We start from the raw sequence: 15,642 nt of genomic DNA on the forward strand, positions 1-15,642 counted from the left end.
AACATCTGCATCCGATGATCAATATCGACCTTGATTCTCGGTCGAAGGGATGCAAGGAACGATGGGCGCTCAACTCGGCACTGATCAACTCGGCACTACCAGCGTCGACACACTCTGCGCGTACTGCGGCGTGGGGTGCGGTCTGGTGCTCGACATCATCACCGACCCGGAGACGGGACGTAGGAAAGCGGCAAAATCGACGGGTCTGAAGACTCACCCCACGAATTTCGGGCGGTTGTGCACCAAAGGCTCAACGACTGCGGACATGCTGGCCGGCCCCGGTCGAATGGAGTCCGCGTACCTGCGGCCCAGTCGCGGCGGAGCGATCGAAGCTGCGGACATCGACGCCGTGATCACCGAGACAGCGCACCGTCTGCGCGCGATGGTCGACGAGCACGGCCCGAATGCCGTTGCGTTGTACGTGTCGGGGCAGATGTCTCTCGAAGCCCAGTACCTGTCGAACAAGCTGGCCAAGGGATTCATCGGAACCAATCAGATCGAATCCAATTCTCGGCTGTGCATGGCCAGTGCAGGCACCGGATACAAGCAGTCCCTGGGCGCCGACGGACCGCCCGGTTCGTATCAGGACTTCGAACACGCGGACGTGTTCTTCGTGATCGGCGCGAACATGGCGGACTGCCATCCGATCCTGTTTCTGCGGATGATGGAGCGCGTCAAGGCTGGCGCGACCTTGATCGTCGTCGATCCCCGGCGCAACGCCACTGCCGACAAGGCGAATCTGTTTCTCCAGATCGCGCCCGGCACGGATCTTGCCCTGCTCAACGGACTGCTGCACCTCCTTGTCGAGAACGGCCACACCGATCCCGAGTTCATCGCCGAGTTCACCGAAGGCTGGGAGGTCATGCCCGGTTTCCTCGCCGAATACACGCCGGACAAGGTCGCTGAGATCACTGGCATTGCCGAGGCAGACATCCGCGCCGCCGCCCGGTTGATCGGTGAGGCCGGAAACTGGATGAGCTGCTGGACAATGGGTTTGAACCAGAGCACCCACGGAACGTGGAACACCAACGCCATCTGCAACCTGCATCTCGCGACCGGCGCGATCTGCAAGACCGGTAGTGGCCCGTTCTCGCTGACCGGTCAGCCGAACGCCATGGGGGGCCGCGAAATGGGTTACATGGGTCCAGGATTGCCTGGTCAGCGTGCGGTGATGTTCGACGACGATCGTGAATTCGTGGAGGACCGGTGGGGCATTCCCCACGGGTCGCTGTGCACCGACGTCGGCGGCGGAACCATCGACATGTTCACCCGGATGGCGGCCGGAGAGATCAAGGCGTGCTGGATCATCTGTACCAATCCCGTTGCGACGGTGGCGAATCGAAAGACGGTACTCGCCGGACTGGAGAAGGCGGAGCTTGTCGTCACTCAGGACGCGTTCCTCGGCACCGAAACCAACGAATATGCCGACGTACTGCTCCCGGCGTCGCTGTGGACCGAATCGGACGGAGTGATGATCAACTCCGAACGTAACCTGACGCTCTTCCAGCAGGCACTGGACCCGGTCGGCCAAGCACTGCCGGATTGGCAGATCATCGCCCGGATCGCGTGTGAGATGGGTTATGCCGACGCGTTTACATACACGTGTGCCGAGGACGTGTTCGAGGAGATCAAGCAGTTCTGGAATCCGAAGACCGGCTACGACCTGCGGGGAGTTACATACGAGCGCCTCCGGGAGAACTCCATCCAGTGGCCGTGCCCACCGGGCAGCGATCAGGACCGCCACCCCATTCGATACCTCAATGACGGCGTCAGCCAACGGCTTCTCGTGCGGGAGGACGGCAGCACTCCGCGGCTCGCATTCCCCACCGCCAGTGGGCGCGCGTCGTTCTTCGCCCGGCCGCACATGCTGCCCGCCGAAATGCCCGACGACGACTACCCGTTCCTGCTCAACACCGGCCGACTCGCGCACCAATGGCACACCATGACCAAAACCGGCAAGGTCGCCAAACTCAACAAACTCAATCCGGGCCCATTTGTGGAAATGCATCCCGATGATGCCGCCAGGCTCGGCATCGCCGACAAGGACGCGATCGAGGTTGCCTCACGCCGCGGCCGTGCCGTCCTGCCCGCTCTGATCACCGACCGGGTGCGTCCGGGGAATTGCTTTGCGCCATTTCACTGGAACGACGCATTCGGTGAGTACCTGACCATCAACGCCGTCACCAACGACGCAATCGATCCGGCGTCGCAGCAACCGGAGTTCAAGGCTTGCGCTGTCACCTTGACCAAGGTTGCCGTGACCAAGCTTGCCGTGACCGTGCCGGAAGCAACTCCCGTCGAGAGGGGAACGCAGGTGTCTCGGGTCGACGTTCTCGCTGATGTCCTCGGTCAAAACGATGCGACGGCAATAGTATTCGATCCACTCGAACAGCAGTATCTTGCCGGGCTTCTCGCCGCACTACGGACGGATGCCGACCGCACACCGGGCGTTCCGACCTTGCCTCCTACCGCGCCCTTTGATGCGGCTAAGCGGATGTGGGTCGACGGTGTCCTGGCCGGGCTGTACTCGCGAACGGCAATTTCCGGAGTCGACCGGTCCGAGAGCCGACCTGACGAGCAGCGGGCGCAGATCGTGGTGCTCTGGGCATCGCAGACCGGCAACGCCGAGGAATTTGCCGCCACGTGTGCCTCTCGGCTGGGGGAAGCGGGCTTGCCGGTGCGGGTGCACGGGATGGACGAGTTCTCGGTCGCCGACCTCGCGGACACTCGTGAACTGCTGCTGATCACCAGCACGACCGGCGACGGAGATCCCCCGGACAACGGCAGTGGATTGTGGGACGCCCTGACGGGCGACGACGCCCCCTCGCTGGCCGGGACACGCTATGCCGTCATCGGTTTCGGCGACTCCAACTACGATGACTTCTGTGGGCACGGGCGCAAACTCGACGCTCGGCTGTCCGAACTCGGGGCCACCCGCATCATCGATCGTGTCGACTGCGAACCGGACTACGAGGACGACGCTGCCGGGTGGTTGGACGCGGTCGCTACCGCTGTGGGGGATGAGCCCGCCCCCGCAGTCAGCCGGACAGCTCGTGTGAGCGCGCAGCAAGACAGTTCACCGGTGTACAGCAAGAAATCTCCCCTGATCACCAGCCTGTCGCGCAACGTCGTCCTCAATCGCCCTGGTTCGACAAAAGATGTCCGGCAGTTGGGCTTTCATCTGCCCGAGGGCACTGTCAGTTACGAAGCCGGCGACGCACTGGGGGTCTGGCCACGCAACAGCACTCCGATCGTGGACGAATGGCTCTCGGTCGCCGGACTCGACGGTGAGAGCACAGTCGAACTGGGCGAGTACGGCGCGATGACGCTACGTACCGCGCTCTCCGAACGTCTCGAGATCACCCGCGTCACCGGTGACCTGCTCCGGTTCGTACATCAGCGAACCAGGGACACGGATATCGCGGAACTGCTGAAGCCGGAGAACAAAGCTGCGCTCAAGGACTGGTCGTGGGGCCGACAATCCGTCGACGTGCTGGCCCAGTCTCCGGTGCGGGCTTCCGTCGACGAATGGCTCGGTGTGCTCAAACCCCTTCAGCCGCGACTGTATTCGATTTCCTCGAGCCCGAAGGAGAATCCGCACGAGGTGCAGTTGACCGTCTCCGCCGTCCGGTACAACGTCGTGGGTGTCCCGCGCCGCGGGGTGTGCTCGACGTACCTTGCCGATTACGCCGGTAGTGACGACATCGGCATCTACGTCCAGAAATCCAGTCATTTCCGGCCGCCGGCGGATCCCACCGCGCCCATGATCATGGTTGGGCCGGGCACCGGCATCGCACCCTTCCGGGCCTTCCTGCACGAACGACGAGCATTGGGGCATACCGGACCGAACTGGCTGTTCTTCGGGGAACAGCACGCCGCTACCGACTTCTACTACCGCGAAGAAATCGAAGAACTCCGCCGAGACGGATTCCTCACAGAACTCGACGTCGCATTCTCCCGGGATCAATCCGAGAAGATCTACGTCCAGGACCGGATGCGTGAGCGGGGTGCGCTGCTGTGGGAGTGGCTGCAGAACGGCGCACATTTCTATGTGTGTGGTGACGCCGAGCGGATGGCCAAGGATGTCGACGGCGCCTTGAGTGGTGTGGTCGCGCAATACGGAAAGCTGGCACCTCGCAGTGCCGAGGCATACGTCAAGGCGCTGGCCGCGGAGAAACGCTACGTACGTGACGTCTACTGATTTGCGATCCCTGCATTGCAGCGGTGAGAGGTGCAAATTCACGCTGGACGGGGGAGTCACTAGGATCAAGGCGTGACCAGTGCAGCTCCAGAGAACCCGCAGACCCCCGCCGACGCCCTCCCCAAGAGCTGGGACCCCAGTGCTGTAGAGGCCGATTTGTATCAGGGCTGGGTGGATGCGGGCTACTTCCGCGCCGACGCCACCAGCGACAAGCCCGGCTACTCCATCGTGCTCCCGCCGCCGAACGTGACCGGCAGCCTGCACATGGGCCATGCGCTCGATCACACCCTCATGGATGTGCTGAGCCGCCGCAAGCGGATGCAGGGCTTCGAAGTTCTGTGGCTGCCCGGCATGGACCACGCCGGTATCGCGACGCAGTCCGTCGTCGAGAAGCAGCTGGCCGTGGAGGGCGCCAAGAAGGAAGACCTCGGCCGCGAAGCCTTCATCGAGAAGGTCTGGGAGTGGAAGCGCGAATCCGGTGGCACCATCGGCGGCCAGATGCGCCGCATCGGTGACGGAGTCGACTGGAGCCGCGAGCGCTTCACGATGGACGAGAACCTCTCGCGTGCGGTGCAGACCGTGTTCAAGCGCATGTTCGACGAGGGTCTGATCTACCGCGCCGAGCGTCTGGTCAACTGGTCACCCGTGCTGCAGACCGCGATCTCCGACATCGAGGTCAAGTTCGAGGACGTCGAAGGTGAGCTGGTCTCCCTTCGCTACGGTTCACTCGACGACAGCGAGCCGCACGTGATCGTCGCCACCACCCGTGTGGAGACGATGCTCGGTGATACCGCGGTGGCCGTTCACCCGGACGACGAGCGCTACAAGCACTTGCTCGGAACCACGCTCGAGCACCCGTTCACCGGTCGCCAGATCCCGATCATCGCGGACGACTACGTCGACCCCGAGTTCGGAACCGGCGCCGTGAAGATCACGCCGGCTCACGACCCCAACGACTTCGAGATGGGCGTGCGGCACAACCTGCCCATGCCCACCATCATGGACAAGACCGGCAGGATTGCCGACACCGGAACACAATTCGACGGTATGGACCGCTTCGAGGCGCGCGTCAAGGTTCGCGAAGCACTGGCCGAGCAGGGTCGCGTCGTCGCCGAGAAGCGTCCGTACCTGCATAGCGTCGGGCACTCCGAGCGCAGTGGTGAAGCCATCGAGCCGCGCCTGTCGCTGCAGTGGTGGGTCAAGGTCGAAAGCCTCGCCAAGGCTGCCGGTGACGCAGTCCGTAACGGCGACACCGTCATTCACCCGGCGAGCCAAGAGCCGCGTTGGTTCGACTGGGTCGACAACATGCACGACTGGTGCATCTCGCGCCAGCTGTGGTGGGGTCACCGCATTCCCGTCTGGTACGGCCCGGAAGGTGAAGTCGCCAGCTTCGGACCCGACGAGAGCGCGCCGGAAGGCTGGGTCCAGGACCCTGACGTTCTCGACACGTGGTTCTCGTCCGGTCTGTGGCCCTTCTCGACGATGGGGTGGCCGGAAAGTACTGCCGAACTCGAAAAGTTCTACCCCACCAGTGTTTTGGTGACCGGATACGACATTCTGTTCTTCTGGGTCGCCCGCATGATGATGTTCGGTACCTACGTGTCCGAAGACGAGTCGATCACTGCCGGGGCCGGTAAGTCGGGCCCGCAGGTTCCGTTCAAGGACGTGTTCCTGCACGGTCTGGTCCGTGACCAGTTCGGCAAGAAGATGTCGAAGTCGCGTGGCAACGGGATCGACCCGCTGGACTGGGTCGAGCGTTTCGGCGCCGACGCCCTGCGCTTCACGCTCGCCCGCGGTGCCAACCCGGGCAGTGACCTCTCCGTCGGCGAGGATTCCGCCCAGTCGTCGCGCAACTTCGCCACGAAGCTGTTCAACGCCACCAAGTTCGCGCTCATGAACGGCGCCGCACCGGCACCGCTTCCGGCGCGCAGCGAGCTCACCGACGCCGACCGCTGGATTCTTGACCGCCTGGATACTGTTGCAGCCGAGGCCGATTCGGCGTTCGATCGCTACGAGTTCAGCAAGGCCTGCGAGGGCCTGTTCCACTTCGCGTGGGACGAGGTGTGTGACTGGTACCTCGAATTGGCGAAGGTTCAGTTTGCCGCCGACGAAACCGTTGCCGCCAATACCCGCGCGGTGCTGGGCAACGTGCTCGATGCGCTGCTGCGCCTGCTGCACCCGGTCATCCCGTTTGTGACCGAGACCTTGTGGAAGGTGCTCACGGGCGGTGAATCCGTTGTTATCGCCGAGTGGCCGACGCAATCCGGCAATGCCGTCGACACCGATGCCGCTACCCGCATCGAGGACACCCAGCGTCTGATCACCGAGGTGCGCCGCTTCCGAAATGATCAGGGCCTCAAGCCTTCCCAGAAGGTTCCGGCGCGTGCGTCCGGGCTCTCCGAAGCCGGTCTGGACGGACAGTTCGCGTACGTGCAGGCACTCGCCAAGCTCACCGAACCCGAAGAAGGCTTCACGGCCTCCATCTCGGTGGAAGTACGCCTGAGCAAGGGGACCGTCACGGTCGACATCGACACCTCCGGCACCATCGACCTCGGCGCCGAGAAGAAGCGACTCGAGAAAGACCTGACGGCGGCTCAGAAGGAACTGGTCACCGCAGACAACAAGCTCGCCAACGAAGCGTTCCTCGCGAAGGCTCCCGACGCCGTCGTCGACAAGATCAAGACGCGTCGTCAGATCGCCGTCGAAGAGATCGAGCGCATCACCAACCGTTTGAAGGAGCTGGGCGACAAGTGAGCTCGGTAGAACCCCCGGAATTCGGGGAGTCCGGTTTCCCGCCGATCAGTTCGGTGCCGACTCCGGTCGACATCGCCGAGTTGGCGCTGGTCGAGGCAGAACTCGACAAGCGGTGGCCGGAAACCAAGATGGAGCCGTCGCTCACGCGTATCGAGGCCCTCATGGATGTGCTCGGCTCGCCGCAGCACAACTATCCGTCCGTGCACGTCACCGGAACCAACGGCAAAACCTCGGTGACGCGGATGATCGACTCGCTCATGACGGCGCTGCATCGCCGAACCGGCCGAACCACCAGTCCGCACCTGCAGATCGCGACCGAGCGGATCAGCATCGACGGAGCGCCGATCTCACCGCGGCTGTACGTGGACACGTTCCGTGAGATCGAACCGTACGTGCAGATGATCGATCAGCAGTCCGAAGCTGCCGGCGGACCGGCGATGAGCAAGTTCGAGGTGCTCACCGCGATGGCGTATGCCGCGTTTGCGGAAGCGCCCGTCGACGTCGCTGTTGTCGAGGTCGGATTGGGCGGACGGTGGGATGCCACCAACGTCATCGACGGCCAGGTTGCGGTCATCACCCCGATCAGCCTCGATCACGCCGAATACCTGGGCAGCGACCTCGCGGGAATCGCGGAGGAGAAGGCCGGGATTATCAAGAAGGGCCGCGAGAGCCTGGTGCCGGTGGACACCGTGGCGATCATCGCCGAGCAGACGCCCGAGGTGATGGAGGTGCTGCTGCGCCGCGCCGTCGAGGTCGACGCAGCGGTCGCCCGCGAAGGATCCGAGTTCAAGGTGCTGGGCCGGCAGATCGCCGTCGGTGGTCAACAGCTCGAACTCCAGGGACTCAGTGGCGTCTACACCGAGATCTTCCTGCCACTTCACGGTGAGCACCAAGCACGAAACGCCGCATTGGCCCTGGCTGCCGTCGAAGCCTTCTTCGGCGCGGGACCGGATCGGCAACTCGATCAGGACGCCATCCGTTCGGGCTTTGCCTCCGTCGTCAATCCTGGTCGCCTCGAACGAGTTCGGAGTGCGCCGACGGTATTCCTCGATGCGGCACACAACCCGGACGGTGCCCGCGCACTGGCGGCGGCCCTGGCGGCCGAGTTCGATTTCCGCAAGCTCGTCGGAGTGGTCAGCGTCATGAAGGACAAGGACGTCGACGCGATCATGACCGCGTTCGAGTCCGTCTTCGACGAGATCGTGGTGACACATAACGGCTCACCGCGCGCGATGGACGTCGAGGAACTGGCGAACATTGCCGTTGCCAAGTTCGGGGACGAGCGCGTGGTCGTGGCTCCGCAGTTGGTGGACGCGTTGGAGACCGCAATCGAAATTGCGGAACAGGTAGCCGAACCCGGCGAAGCAGTATCAGGGGCAGGTGTAGTGGTTACCGGATCCGTCGTGACAGCCGGTGCGGCCCGCACATTGTTCGGAAAGGATCCAGCGTGAGCACCCCGTCAGAATCGAACCCGGAGTCTGGGAAATCTCAGTTCGGCGCCCCGACGAAGGACCCGTGGAAGGGATTCCGCGGAATTGCGTCGGGAACCCTGATTCTCGAGGTGATCGTTGTACTGCTGACTATCCCCGTCGTGCAAGTTGTCGGCGACGGATTGAACTGGTTCTCCGGCACGTACATCCTGGGCTTGGCAGTGCTGATGATCCTGGGCTGCGGCATCCAGGGACGTCCGTGGGCGATGAAGTACAACATCGCCCTGCAGGTCCTGCTGATCCTCGGATTCTTCGTCCACTACTCCATCGGCATCATGGGAATCGTCTTTGCCTTGGTGTGGGCGTACCTGGTCTACCTGCGCAAGGACATCGCGCGACGGATGGATGAGGGCCTGCTTCCGGGTCAGCGCGACTGACCATTTAGGCTGGCCGACGTGACTGAGCGCACCCTCGTACTGATCAAGCCCGACGCCGTTGCCCGTGGATACGTGGGAGAAATCCTGAGTCGTATCGAGCGCAAAGGCCTGACCATCGCAGCACTCGACCTCCGCACCGCTTCCGAAGACGTGGCTGGTAGCCACTACGCGGAGCACGCCGAGCGTCCGTTCTACCCGAGCTTGTTGGAGTTCATCACCTCCGGTCCGTTGGTTGCCGCAGTGCTCGAAGGCCCTCGTGCCATCGCCGCATTCCGTCAGCTCGCCGGTGGCACCGACCCCGTCGAGAAGGCGCTACCGGGAACGATTCGCGGCGACTTCGGTCTCGAATCGCAGCAGAACCTGGTGCACGGAAGCGATTCCGTCGAATCTGCCGAGCGTGAGATCGCGCTGTGGTTCCCGGCCCTGTCGTCCATCTGACTCTTCGACGCGTTTCCTCGAGCAGCACTTGTCCCACATTGGTGCGCCCTTGCAAGTAACGGGCGCATCGATGTGGGATACTGCTATTGGTTGAAGCGCAATTTTTGTTCTACGTGTGTTCAACCGGATGACACCCAAGTTTCGATGTGACACCAGGTTCGACGTGACATTGCGCTCGATGCCCTTTCATCGCTGCTATCGGTCAACAGGAAATCCCTAGACCTTTGCACGCTGGATGATCAGGCGCTCGGGCCACGGACCTCACGGACAACAGCCATCCAGCCAGGCACTTCATGTGTACGCAGTGAATAACGGGCACTACGGACCATGCGGAGCGAGACCTTACAATCTCGCACTCACTTCTGAGTGCGAGTACACACAGCGCGCCCCTGCGTGGCCGCGTGACAACTCGATTGCAGAGTTGGACGCGCCCGGGGGCTGAGGAGACTTACGTGGCCGATCAAGCCCCAACAGATTCAGAATCGAACGAAGCTCCGGTCTTTCCGGACAAGATGCGCGTCCATGCGCTGGCCAAGTTGCTGGGAATCACCAGCAAGCAGGTCCTCGCGGAGGCTGCTGCCCTCGGAACCGAGATTCGCAGCGCTCAGTCGAGCGTGCACCGTGACGTCGCCGAACGTATTCATGCGTCGTTGCACTCCGTCGCCGATGTCATCGAGCCGGTGGTCGCCGAACTCGACGCGCTGATCGACCCCGTGGTCGAGAAGCCTGTCGAAGAGACGCCAGCTGTAGAAGCACCAGCAGTAGAAGCACCGGCCGTCGAGGCTCCGCCCGTTGCGGAAAAGCCGGCCCGTGCGCGTCGTTCACGCAAGAAGGTTGTCGCCGAAGAGCCGGCTGTAGTCGACCCCGCCGTTGCGGAGATCGCGGCAGATCTTGATGCGGCCGCAGCGTTGCCGGGCAGCGAGCCTGAGCAGTCGGATCTCTTCACGTCCTTCGAAGCGGCGCAGACTCACGCACCCGAAGCAGAGCAGGCACCGGCCCAGGTTCCGCTCTTCCTGCAGCCGGACATGGAAGCGGTCGAGGTTGCGCCGCGTCGTCGCCGGGCTCGTCGTGAGCCGGCAGCACCGGTGGTCGAGGAGAAGTCGAGCGCACCGGCCGAGGCCGAGAGCGCACCGGCCGAGACAGCTGCAGTCGAAACGGCTGTAGCCGAATCCCCGCAGGCACCGGAGACCATCACCGCACCGCAGGCCGAAGGCGAGAATGCCGAGGCTGAATCCGACGAGGAAGACGACGACCAGCCGCGTCGTCGCCGTCGTGGACGCCGTGGTCGTGGTCGTGGGCGCGGTGAGCAGGCGGGGGAGCAGAACGAGGACGAGTCCGAGTCTTCGGACGAATCGACGTCCGAGTCCGCTCCGGATGACAAGAGCACTCCGGCGGACGTCGAGGGCAAGTCCGACAAGGCGGCGTCCGAAGAAGCCGAGAGTGACACCGAGTCCGAGAGCAGCGAAGATTCCGACCTCGACGCCGACGGCAACAACCGTCGTCGCCGTCGTCGCCGTCGTCGCAAGACCGGCTCCGACAGTGGCGCCGATTCGACCACGACGTCCGAGGACGACCCGCCGAACACGGTCGTTCACGAGCGCGAACCGCGCAGCAAGACCCGCGTCGTGCGGGACGAAGTTCAGGGAATCAGTGGTTCCACGCGACTCGAGGCAAAGCGTCAGCGCCGCCGCGACGGGCGTGATGCCGGACGTCGTCGTCCGCCGATCCTGACCGAGTCCGAGTTCCTGGCCCGCCGCGAGGCTGTTGATCGGGTGATGGTCGTGCGCGATCGCGCCGACAGTGGTCAGCCGCATGCAACAACGCAGGTCGCAGTCCTCGAAGACGGCGTCCTCGTCGAGCACTTTGTCACCAACTCGGCCGCCGCGTCGATGGTGGGCAACGTCTACTTGGGTCGCGTCCAGAACGTGCTGCCCAGCATGGAAGCTGCGTTCATCGACATCGGACGCGGACGCAACGGCGTGCTGTACGCCGGTGAGGTCAACTGGGAAGCTGCCGGTCTCGGTGGCAACTCCCGCAAGATCGAGCAGGCTCTCAAGCCGGGCGACCAGGTTCTGGTGCAGGTCAGCAAGGATCCGGTCGGACACAAGGGTGCCCGTCTGACTACGCAAATCTCTCTGGCCGGACGTTTCCTCGTCTACGTTCCCGGTGGTTCGTCCACCGGTATCAGCCGCAAGCTGCCAGACACCGAGCGCAAGCGCCTCAAGGAAATCCTGCGCGACATCGTTCCGGCCGACGCCGGTGTGATCATCCGCACGGCGTCCGAAGGTGTCAGCGAAGAGGAGCTGGCGCGCGACGTCACTCGTCTGCAGGCTCAGTGGGCGGGAATCGAAGAGCAGGCCGCCGCGGCGGACTCCGGGAAGTCCGGCAGCCCGCAGGCGCTGTACGAAGAGCCTGACATGCTGGTCAAGGTTATTCGTGACCTGTTCAACGAGGACTTTTCGAAGCTGGTCATCGAGGGCGACAAGGCTCACGGCACGGTGGAGAACTACATCAACTCCGTCGCTCCGGATCTTCTGCCGCGACTCGAGAAGTACACGCCGAACAACGGCATCGACATTTTCCAGGCCCGTCGCATCGACGAGCAGTTGGCCAAGGCGCTCGATCGCAAGGTGTGGCTGCCGTCCGGCGGCACGCTGGTGATCGACCGCACCGAGGCCATGACAGTTGTCGACGTCAACACCGGCAAGTTCACCGGTGCAGGCGGCAACCTCGAAGAAACTGTGACGCGCAACAACCTCGAAGCTGCCGAGGAGATCGTTCGCCAGATGCGTTTGCGCGACATCGGCGGAATGATCGTCGTCGACTTCATCGACATGGTGCTCGAATCGAACCGGGATCTGGTCCTGCGTCGACTCACCGAATGCCTGGGCCGTGATCGCACGCGTCATCAGGTTTCCGAGGTCACGTCGCTCGGATTGGTCCAGATGACCCGTAAGAAGTTGGGTACCGGTCTGGTCGAGGCATTCTCGACAACATGTGAGCACTGCCACGGTCGCGGCATCATCGTGCATTCCGAACCGGTCGAGGTGAAGTCCGCCGATGACGGTGGAGCACGCTCCTCGCAGCAGCGCAGCGACTCCGGAAGCTCACGCAAGAACAAGCGTGGCCGCGGGGACAAGCCGGCCGCCACAGAGTCCAACGGACACGAAGCGCAGACGTCGGAGGTTCCGGCAGTCGACGCGACAGTCAAGCGGGCGCACCCGGTGGCGTTGGCGATGGCTGCGCACCACGACGAGCACGAGCATGGTCACGACGAGGCGAGCGCAGCGAAGGCGCAGGCTCCGGCGGAGCGCGATGCTTCCAAAAGTGCCGAATCGGCGCCGGTGGCAGCGGATTCGTCCACTGTCGATTCTGGCCGGACTACTGATGGTGCTGTGGATAGTGTTGCGGCGCAGACAGATCGCGGAACTAGCGACACCCGGTCGGGTGACGTCGATGGCAGTGCGGTGGCAGCCGAATCTGCTCCGCGAAGTCGTCGTCGCAGCCGCAGGGCGTCTCGGGCCGCGTCAGCGCCAAGTGCCGCGGCACCCGAGGTCGGCACGGTCTTTGTTCTGCCGACGCCCGAACCTGTGGCGGAAGCCGTAACGGAGCCTGTCACCGCCGGTGCAGCGGCACCGGTGGAAGACGACGTCGTGGTGGTCAAGAGGCCGCGTCGACGCCGCGCAGCAGCACGTCCGGCCGGTCCGCCGGTTGACGGCGAGTAAGAACTACCTTCGTTCGGAAATTGGCTTCGGTGCCTGACCCGCTGTGGCGGGCGCCGAAGCCATGAACCGAAGTTTCTGCTGGTAGAAGCAGTAAATGTAGGATCGTTTCACCCCTCGGCGGGGCGGTTTGACCATGACGGTTGCTTTCCCGTAACCTTGCATAGTCGCCACCCGGCGGTAGAGATTCCGTGTGCCTAGAGTGCGGGAATGTCTACGGGAATCTCCCGGTGCATCAGCATCGAGCCGAGGTGACATAAACCAGACCAGTCGCGATGCATTTGACGCCTCAGGCAGCAGCGCGAGCAAGTTCGAAGAAGCAAGGGGTAGCCCTCCGATGGCAACGTACGCGATCGTCAAGACCGGCGGAAAGCAGTACAAGGTCGCTGTTGGTGACCTCGTCAAGGTCGAGAAGATCGAGGGTGAGCCCGGCACTGCTGTCTCGCTTGCTCCCGTTCTCGTGGTTGACGGATCTGACCTGACCACCGACACGGCCAAGCTGGCCAAGGTCGCGGTCACCAGTGAGATCGTCGAGCACACCAAGGGCCCGAAGATCCGCATCCACAAGTTCAAGAACAAGACCGGTTACCACAAGCGTCAGGGCCACAGGCAGCCGCTTACGGTGCTCAAGGTCACGGGCATCAAGTAACCAGTTCTTTCTAGCTAATTTCACCCGAGGAGGGTCAATAGCATGGCACATAAGAAGGGTGCATCCAGCTCCCGTAACGGTCGCGATTCAAACGCCCAGCGCCTCGGCGTGAAGCGCTTCGGCGGCCAGTCCGTCAGCGCAGGCGAAATCCTGGTTCGCCAGCGCGGCACGCACTTCCACCCCGGCGTCAACGTCGGCCGTGGCGGCGACGACACCCTGTTCGCTCTCGCTGCCGGTGCAGTCGAGTTCGGCCAGAAGCGTGGACGCAAGACCGTGAACATCGTTCCGGCCGTCGTTGCGGCTGAGGTCTAGTCTCTCTCGCTAGTTGTGCGTCACAGGTTCAACTGCTTTCAGTGACGCCGTGACGCGTTCCAAGCTCCCAATAGGGGCGGACCAGGGTTGAAATAACCCGGTCCGCCCCTATTGTTTGTTTAAGCAGTGCTTTCATTTCACTTGTTTCACCCGAGCAACCCTGCTCACCTGAAGTTCAGCTCATCGCGTGAGACCCGCAATTGACTGAGGAAGGATCCGGCAGTCATGTCCCGATTCATTGACCGTGTTGTGCTGCACGTCAGCGCTGGAAAAGGCGGCAACGGTTGCGCCTCCGTACACCGCGAGAAGTTCAAACCGCTCGGCGGTCCTGACGGTGCGAACGGCGGACGCGGCGGCGATGTCGTCCTCGTCGTCGACGAAAACATCCATACTCTGCTCGACTTCCACTTTCATCCCAATGCGAAGGCCACCAACGGCAAGCAGGGTGCCGGCAGCAACCGTGAAGGCGCCAACGGCGAAGATCTCATCCTGAAGGTTCCGGACGGCACCGTCGTGCTCGATACCGACGGCAATGTCCTGGCCGACCTCGTGGGAGTCGGCTCGCGCTACGACGCCGCTCAAGGTGGACGTGGTGGCCTCGGCAACGCGGCATTGGCCTCGAAGGCCCGCAAGGCTCCCGGCTTCGCGCTGCTCGGTGAAGACGGCGTCGAGCGTGACCTGGTTCTCGAACTCAAGTCGGTTGCCGACGTGGGTCTGCTCGGATTCCCCTCCGCCGGTAAGTCTTCGCTGGTTTCCGTCCTGTCGGCGGCTAAGCCGAAGATCGCGGACTACCCGTTCACGACGCTGGTTCCCAACCTCGGTGTTGTCTCGAGCGGCGACACCACGTTTACCGTCGCCGATGTCCCCGGACTGATCCCCGGTGCCAGCGAAGGCCGCGGATTGGGTCTGGACTTCCTGCGCCACATCGAGCGCTGTGCCGTGCTGGCACATGTGATCGACTGCGCAACTCTGGATCCGGGACGCGACCCGATTTCCGACATCGACGCACTCGAAGCAGAACTGGCTGCCTACACGCCTGCTCTGTCCGGCGACTCCGGACTCGGTGACCTCGACAAGCGCCCGCGCGTTGTCATCCTCAACAAGACGGACGTGCCTGAGGCGGCCGAGTTGGCCGAGATGGTCACACCGGAGATCGAAGCTCGCGGCTGGCCCGTCTTCACGATTTCGGCTGTGAGCCGTGAAGGTTTGCGCCCGTTGACATTCGCTTTGGCGAAGATGGTGCGCGACTACCAGGCGGCTAACCCCAAGCCGGAGCCGAAGCGTCAGATCATCCGGCCGATCAAGGTCAAGGATTCCAGCTTCACCATCGAGAAGGATCCCGATATTCCCGGTGGGTTTGTCGTCCGCGGTACGCGCCCGGAGCGATGGATCCGTCAGACGGCCTTCGACAACGACGAAGCCGTGGGCTACCTCGCCGACCGTCTTGCACGGTTGGGCGTCGAAGATGCACTGGTCAAGAAGGGCGCACAGCCCGGAGCGTCGGTCACCATCGGTGACGTCAGCTTCGAGTGGGAGCCGATGACCCCGGCCGGTATCGACCTGACCCGTACGGGTCGCGGTACGGATCCGCGACTCGATCAGGTCGAGCGCATCGGCGCCGACGAGCGCAAGCATGCCAGGCGCGTTCGCCGCGGCTTGCTCGACGAAGACAGCTAACACACGCGAAACCAGAAGTGAG

The 15,642-nt window shown here is 63.3% G+C and carries 9 protein-coding genes; all 9 read left to right on the top strand.

Going from position 1 to position 15,642, the window contains the following annotated elements:
• The first annotated feature begins 61 nt into the window (after positions 1–61).
• The 9 genes from FFI94_RS10150 to obgE all read left to right on the top strand — a co-directional run bounded on the left by FFI94_RS10150 (position 62) and on the right by obgE (position 15,620).
• On the top strand, positions 62–4,201 hold the full coding sequence (locus FFI94_RS10150) for a bifunctional nitrate reductase/sulfite reductase flavoprotein subunit alpha (protein WP_138872839.1): 4,140 nt from the start codon (positions 62–64) through the stop codon (positions 4,199–4,201).
• Between the two features lie 72 nt (positions 4,202–4,273).
• Complete coding sequence (locus FFI94_RS10155; RefSeq protein WP_138872840.1) at positions 4,274–6,955, top strand: valine--tRNA ligase; 2,682 nt, start codon at positions 4,274–4,276, stop codon at positions 6,953–6,955.
• 44 nt (positions 6,956–6,999) lie between these two features.
• Positions 7,000–8,406: a folylpolyglutamate synthase/dihydrofolate synthase family protein gene (locus FFI94_RS10160; RefSeq protein ID WP_138873709.1), complete on the top strand. Its 1,407-nt coding sequence runs from the start codon at positions 7,000–7,002 to the stop codon at positions 8,404–8,406.
• Positions 8,403–8,822, top strand: a complete 420-nt coding sequence (locus tag FFI94_RS10165) for a DUF4233 domain-containing protein (protein ID WP_138872841.1) — start codon at positions 8,403–8,405, stop codon at positions 8,820–8,822. The genes FFI94_RS10160 and FFI94_RS10165 overlap by 4 nt, the downstream gene beginning before the upstream one ends.
• A gap of 18 nt (positions 8,823–8,840) precedes the next feature.
• Positions 8,841–9,260 carry a nucleoside-diphosphate kinase gene (ndk, locus tag FFI94_RS10170; protein WP_138872842.1) on the top strand — a complete coding sequence of 140 codons (420 nt, stop codon included), beginning with the start codon at positions 8,841–8,843 and terminating at the stop codon, positions 9,258–9,260.
• A 452-nt stretch (positions 9,261–9,712) separates the two neighbouring features.
• Entirely contained in the window at positions 9,713–12,985 is a 3,273-nt protein-coding gene (locus FFI94_RS10175) for a translation initiation factor IF-2 N-terminal domain-containing protein (RefSeq protein WP_138872843.1), read from the top strand.
• 334 nt (positions 12,986–13,319) lie between these two features.
• Positions 13,320–13,631: a 50S ribosomal protein L21 gene (rplU, locus tag FFI94_RS10180; RefSeq protein WP_033232889.1), complete on the top strand. Its 312-nt coding sequence runs from the start codon at positions 13,320–13,322 to the stop codon at positions 13,629–13,631.
• Between the two features lie 42 nt (positions 13,632–13,673).
• The gene (rpmA, locus tag FFI94_RS10185; protein WP_003944532.1) at positions 13,674–13,943 is read left to right on the top strand and encodes a 50S ribosomal protein L27; all 270 of its coding nucleotides are present in this window, start codon (positions 13,674–13,676) and stop codon (positions 13,941–13,943) included.
• A gap of 225 nt (positions 13,944–14,168) precedes the next feature.
• Positions 14,169–15,620 carry a GTPase ObgE gene (gene obgE / locus FFI94_RS10190; RefSeq protein ID WP_138872844.1) on the top strand — a complete coding sequence of 484 codons (1,452 nt, stop codon included), beginning with the start codon at positions 14,169–14,171 and terminating at the stop codon, positions 15,618–15,620.
• Positions 15,621–15,642 lie beyond the last annotated feature (22 nt).

It is taken from the genome of Rhodococcus sp. KBS0724 (assembly GCF_005938745.2).
GTDB lineage: Bacteria > Actinomycetota > Actinomycetes > Mycobacteriales > Mycobacteriaceae > Rhodococcus_F.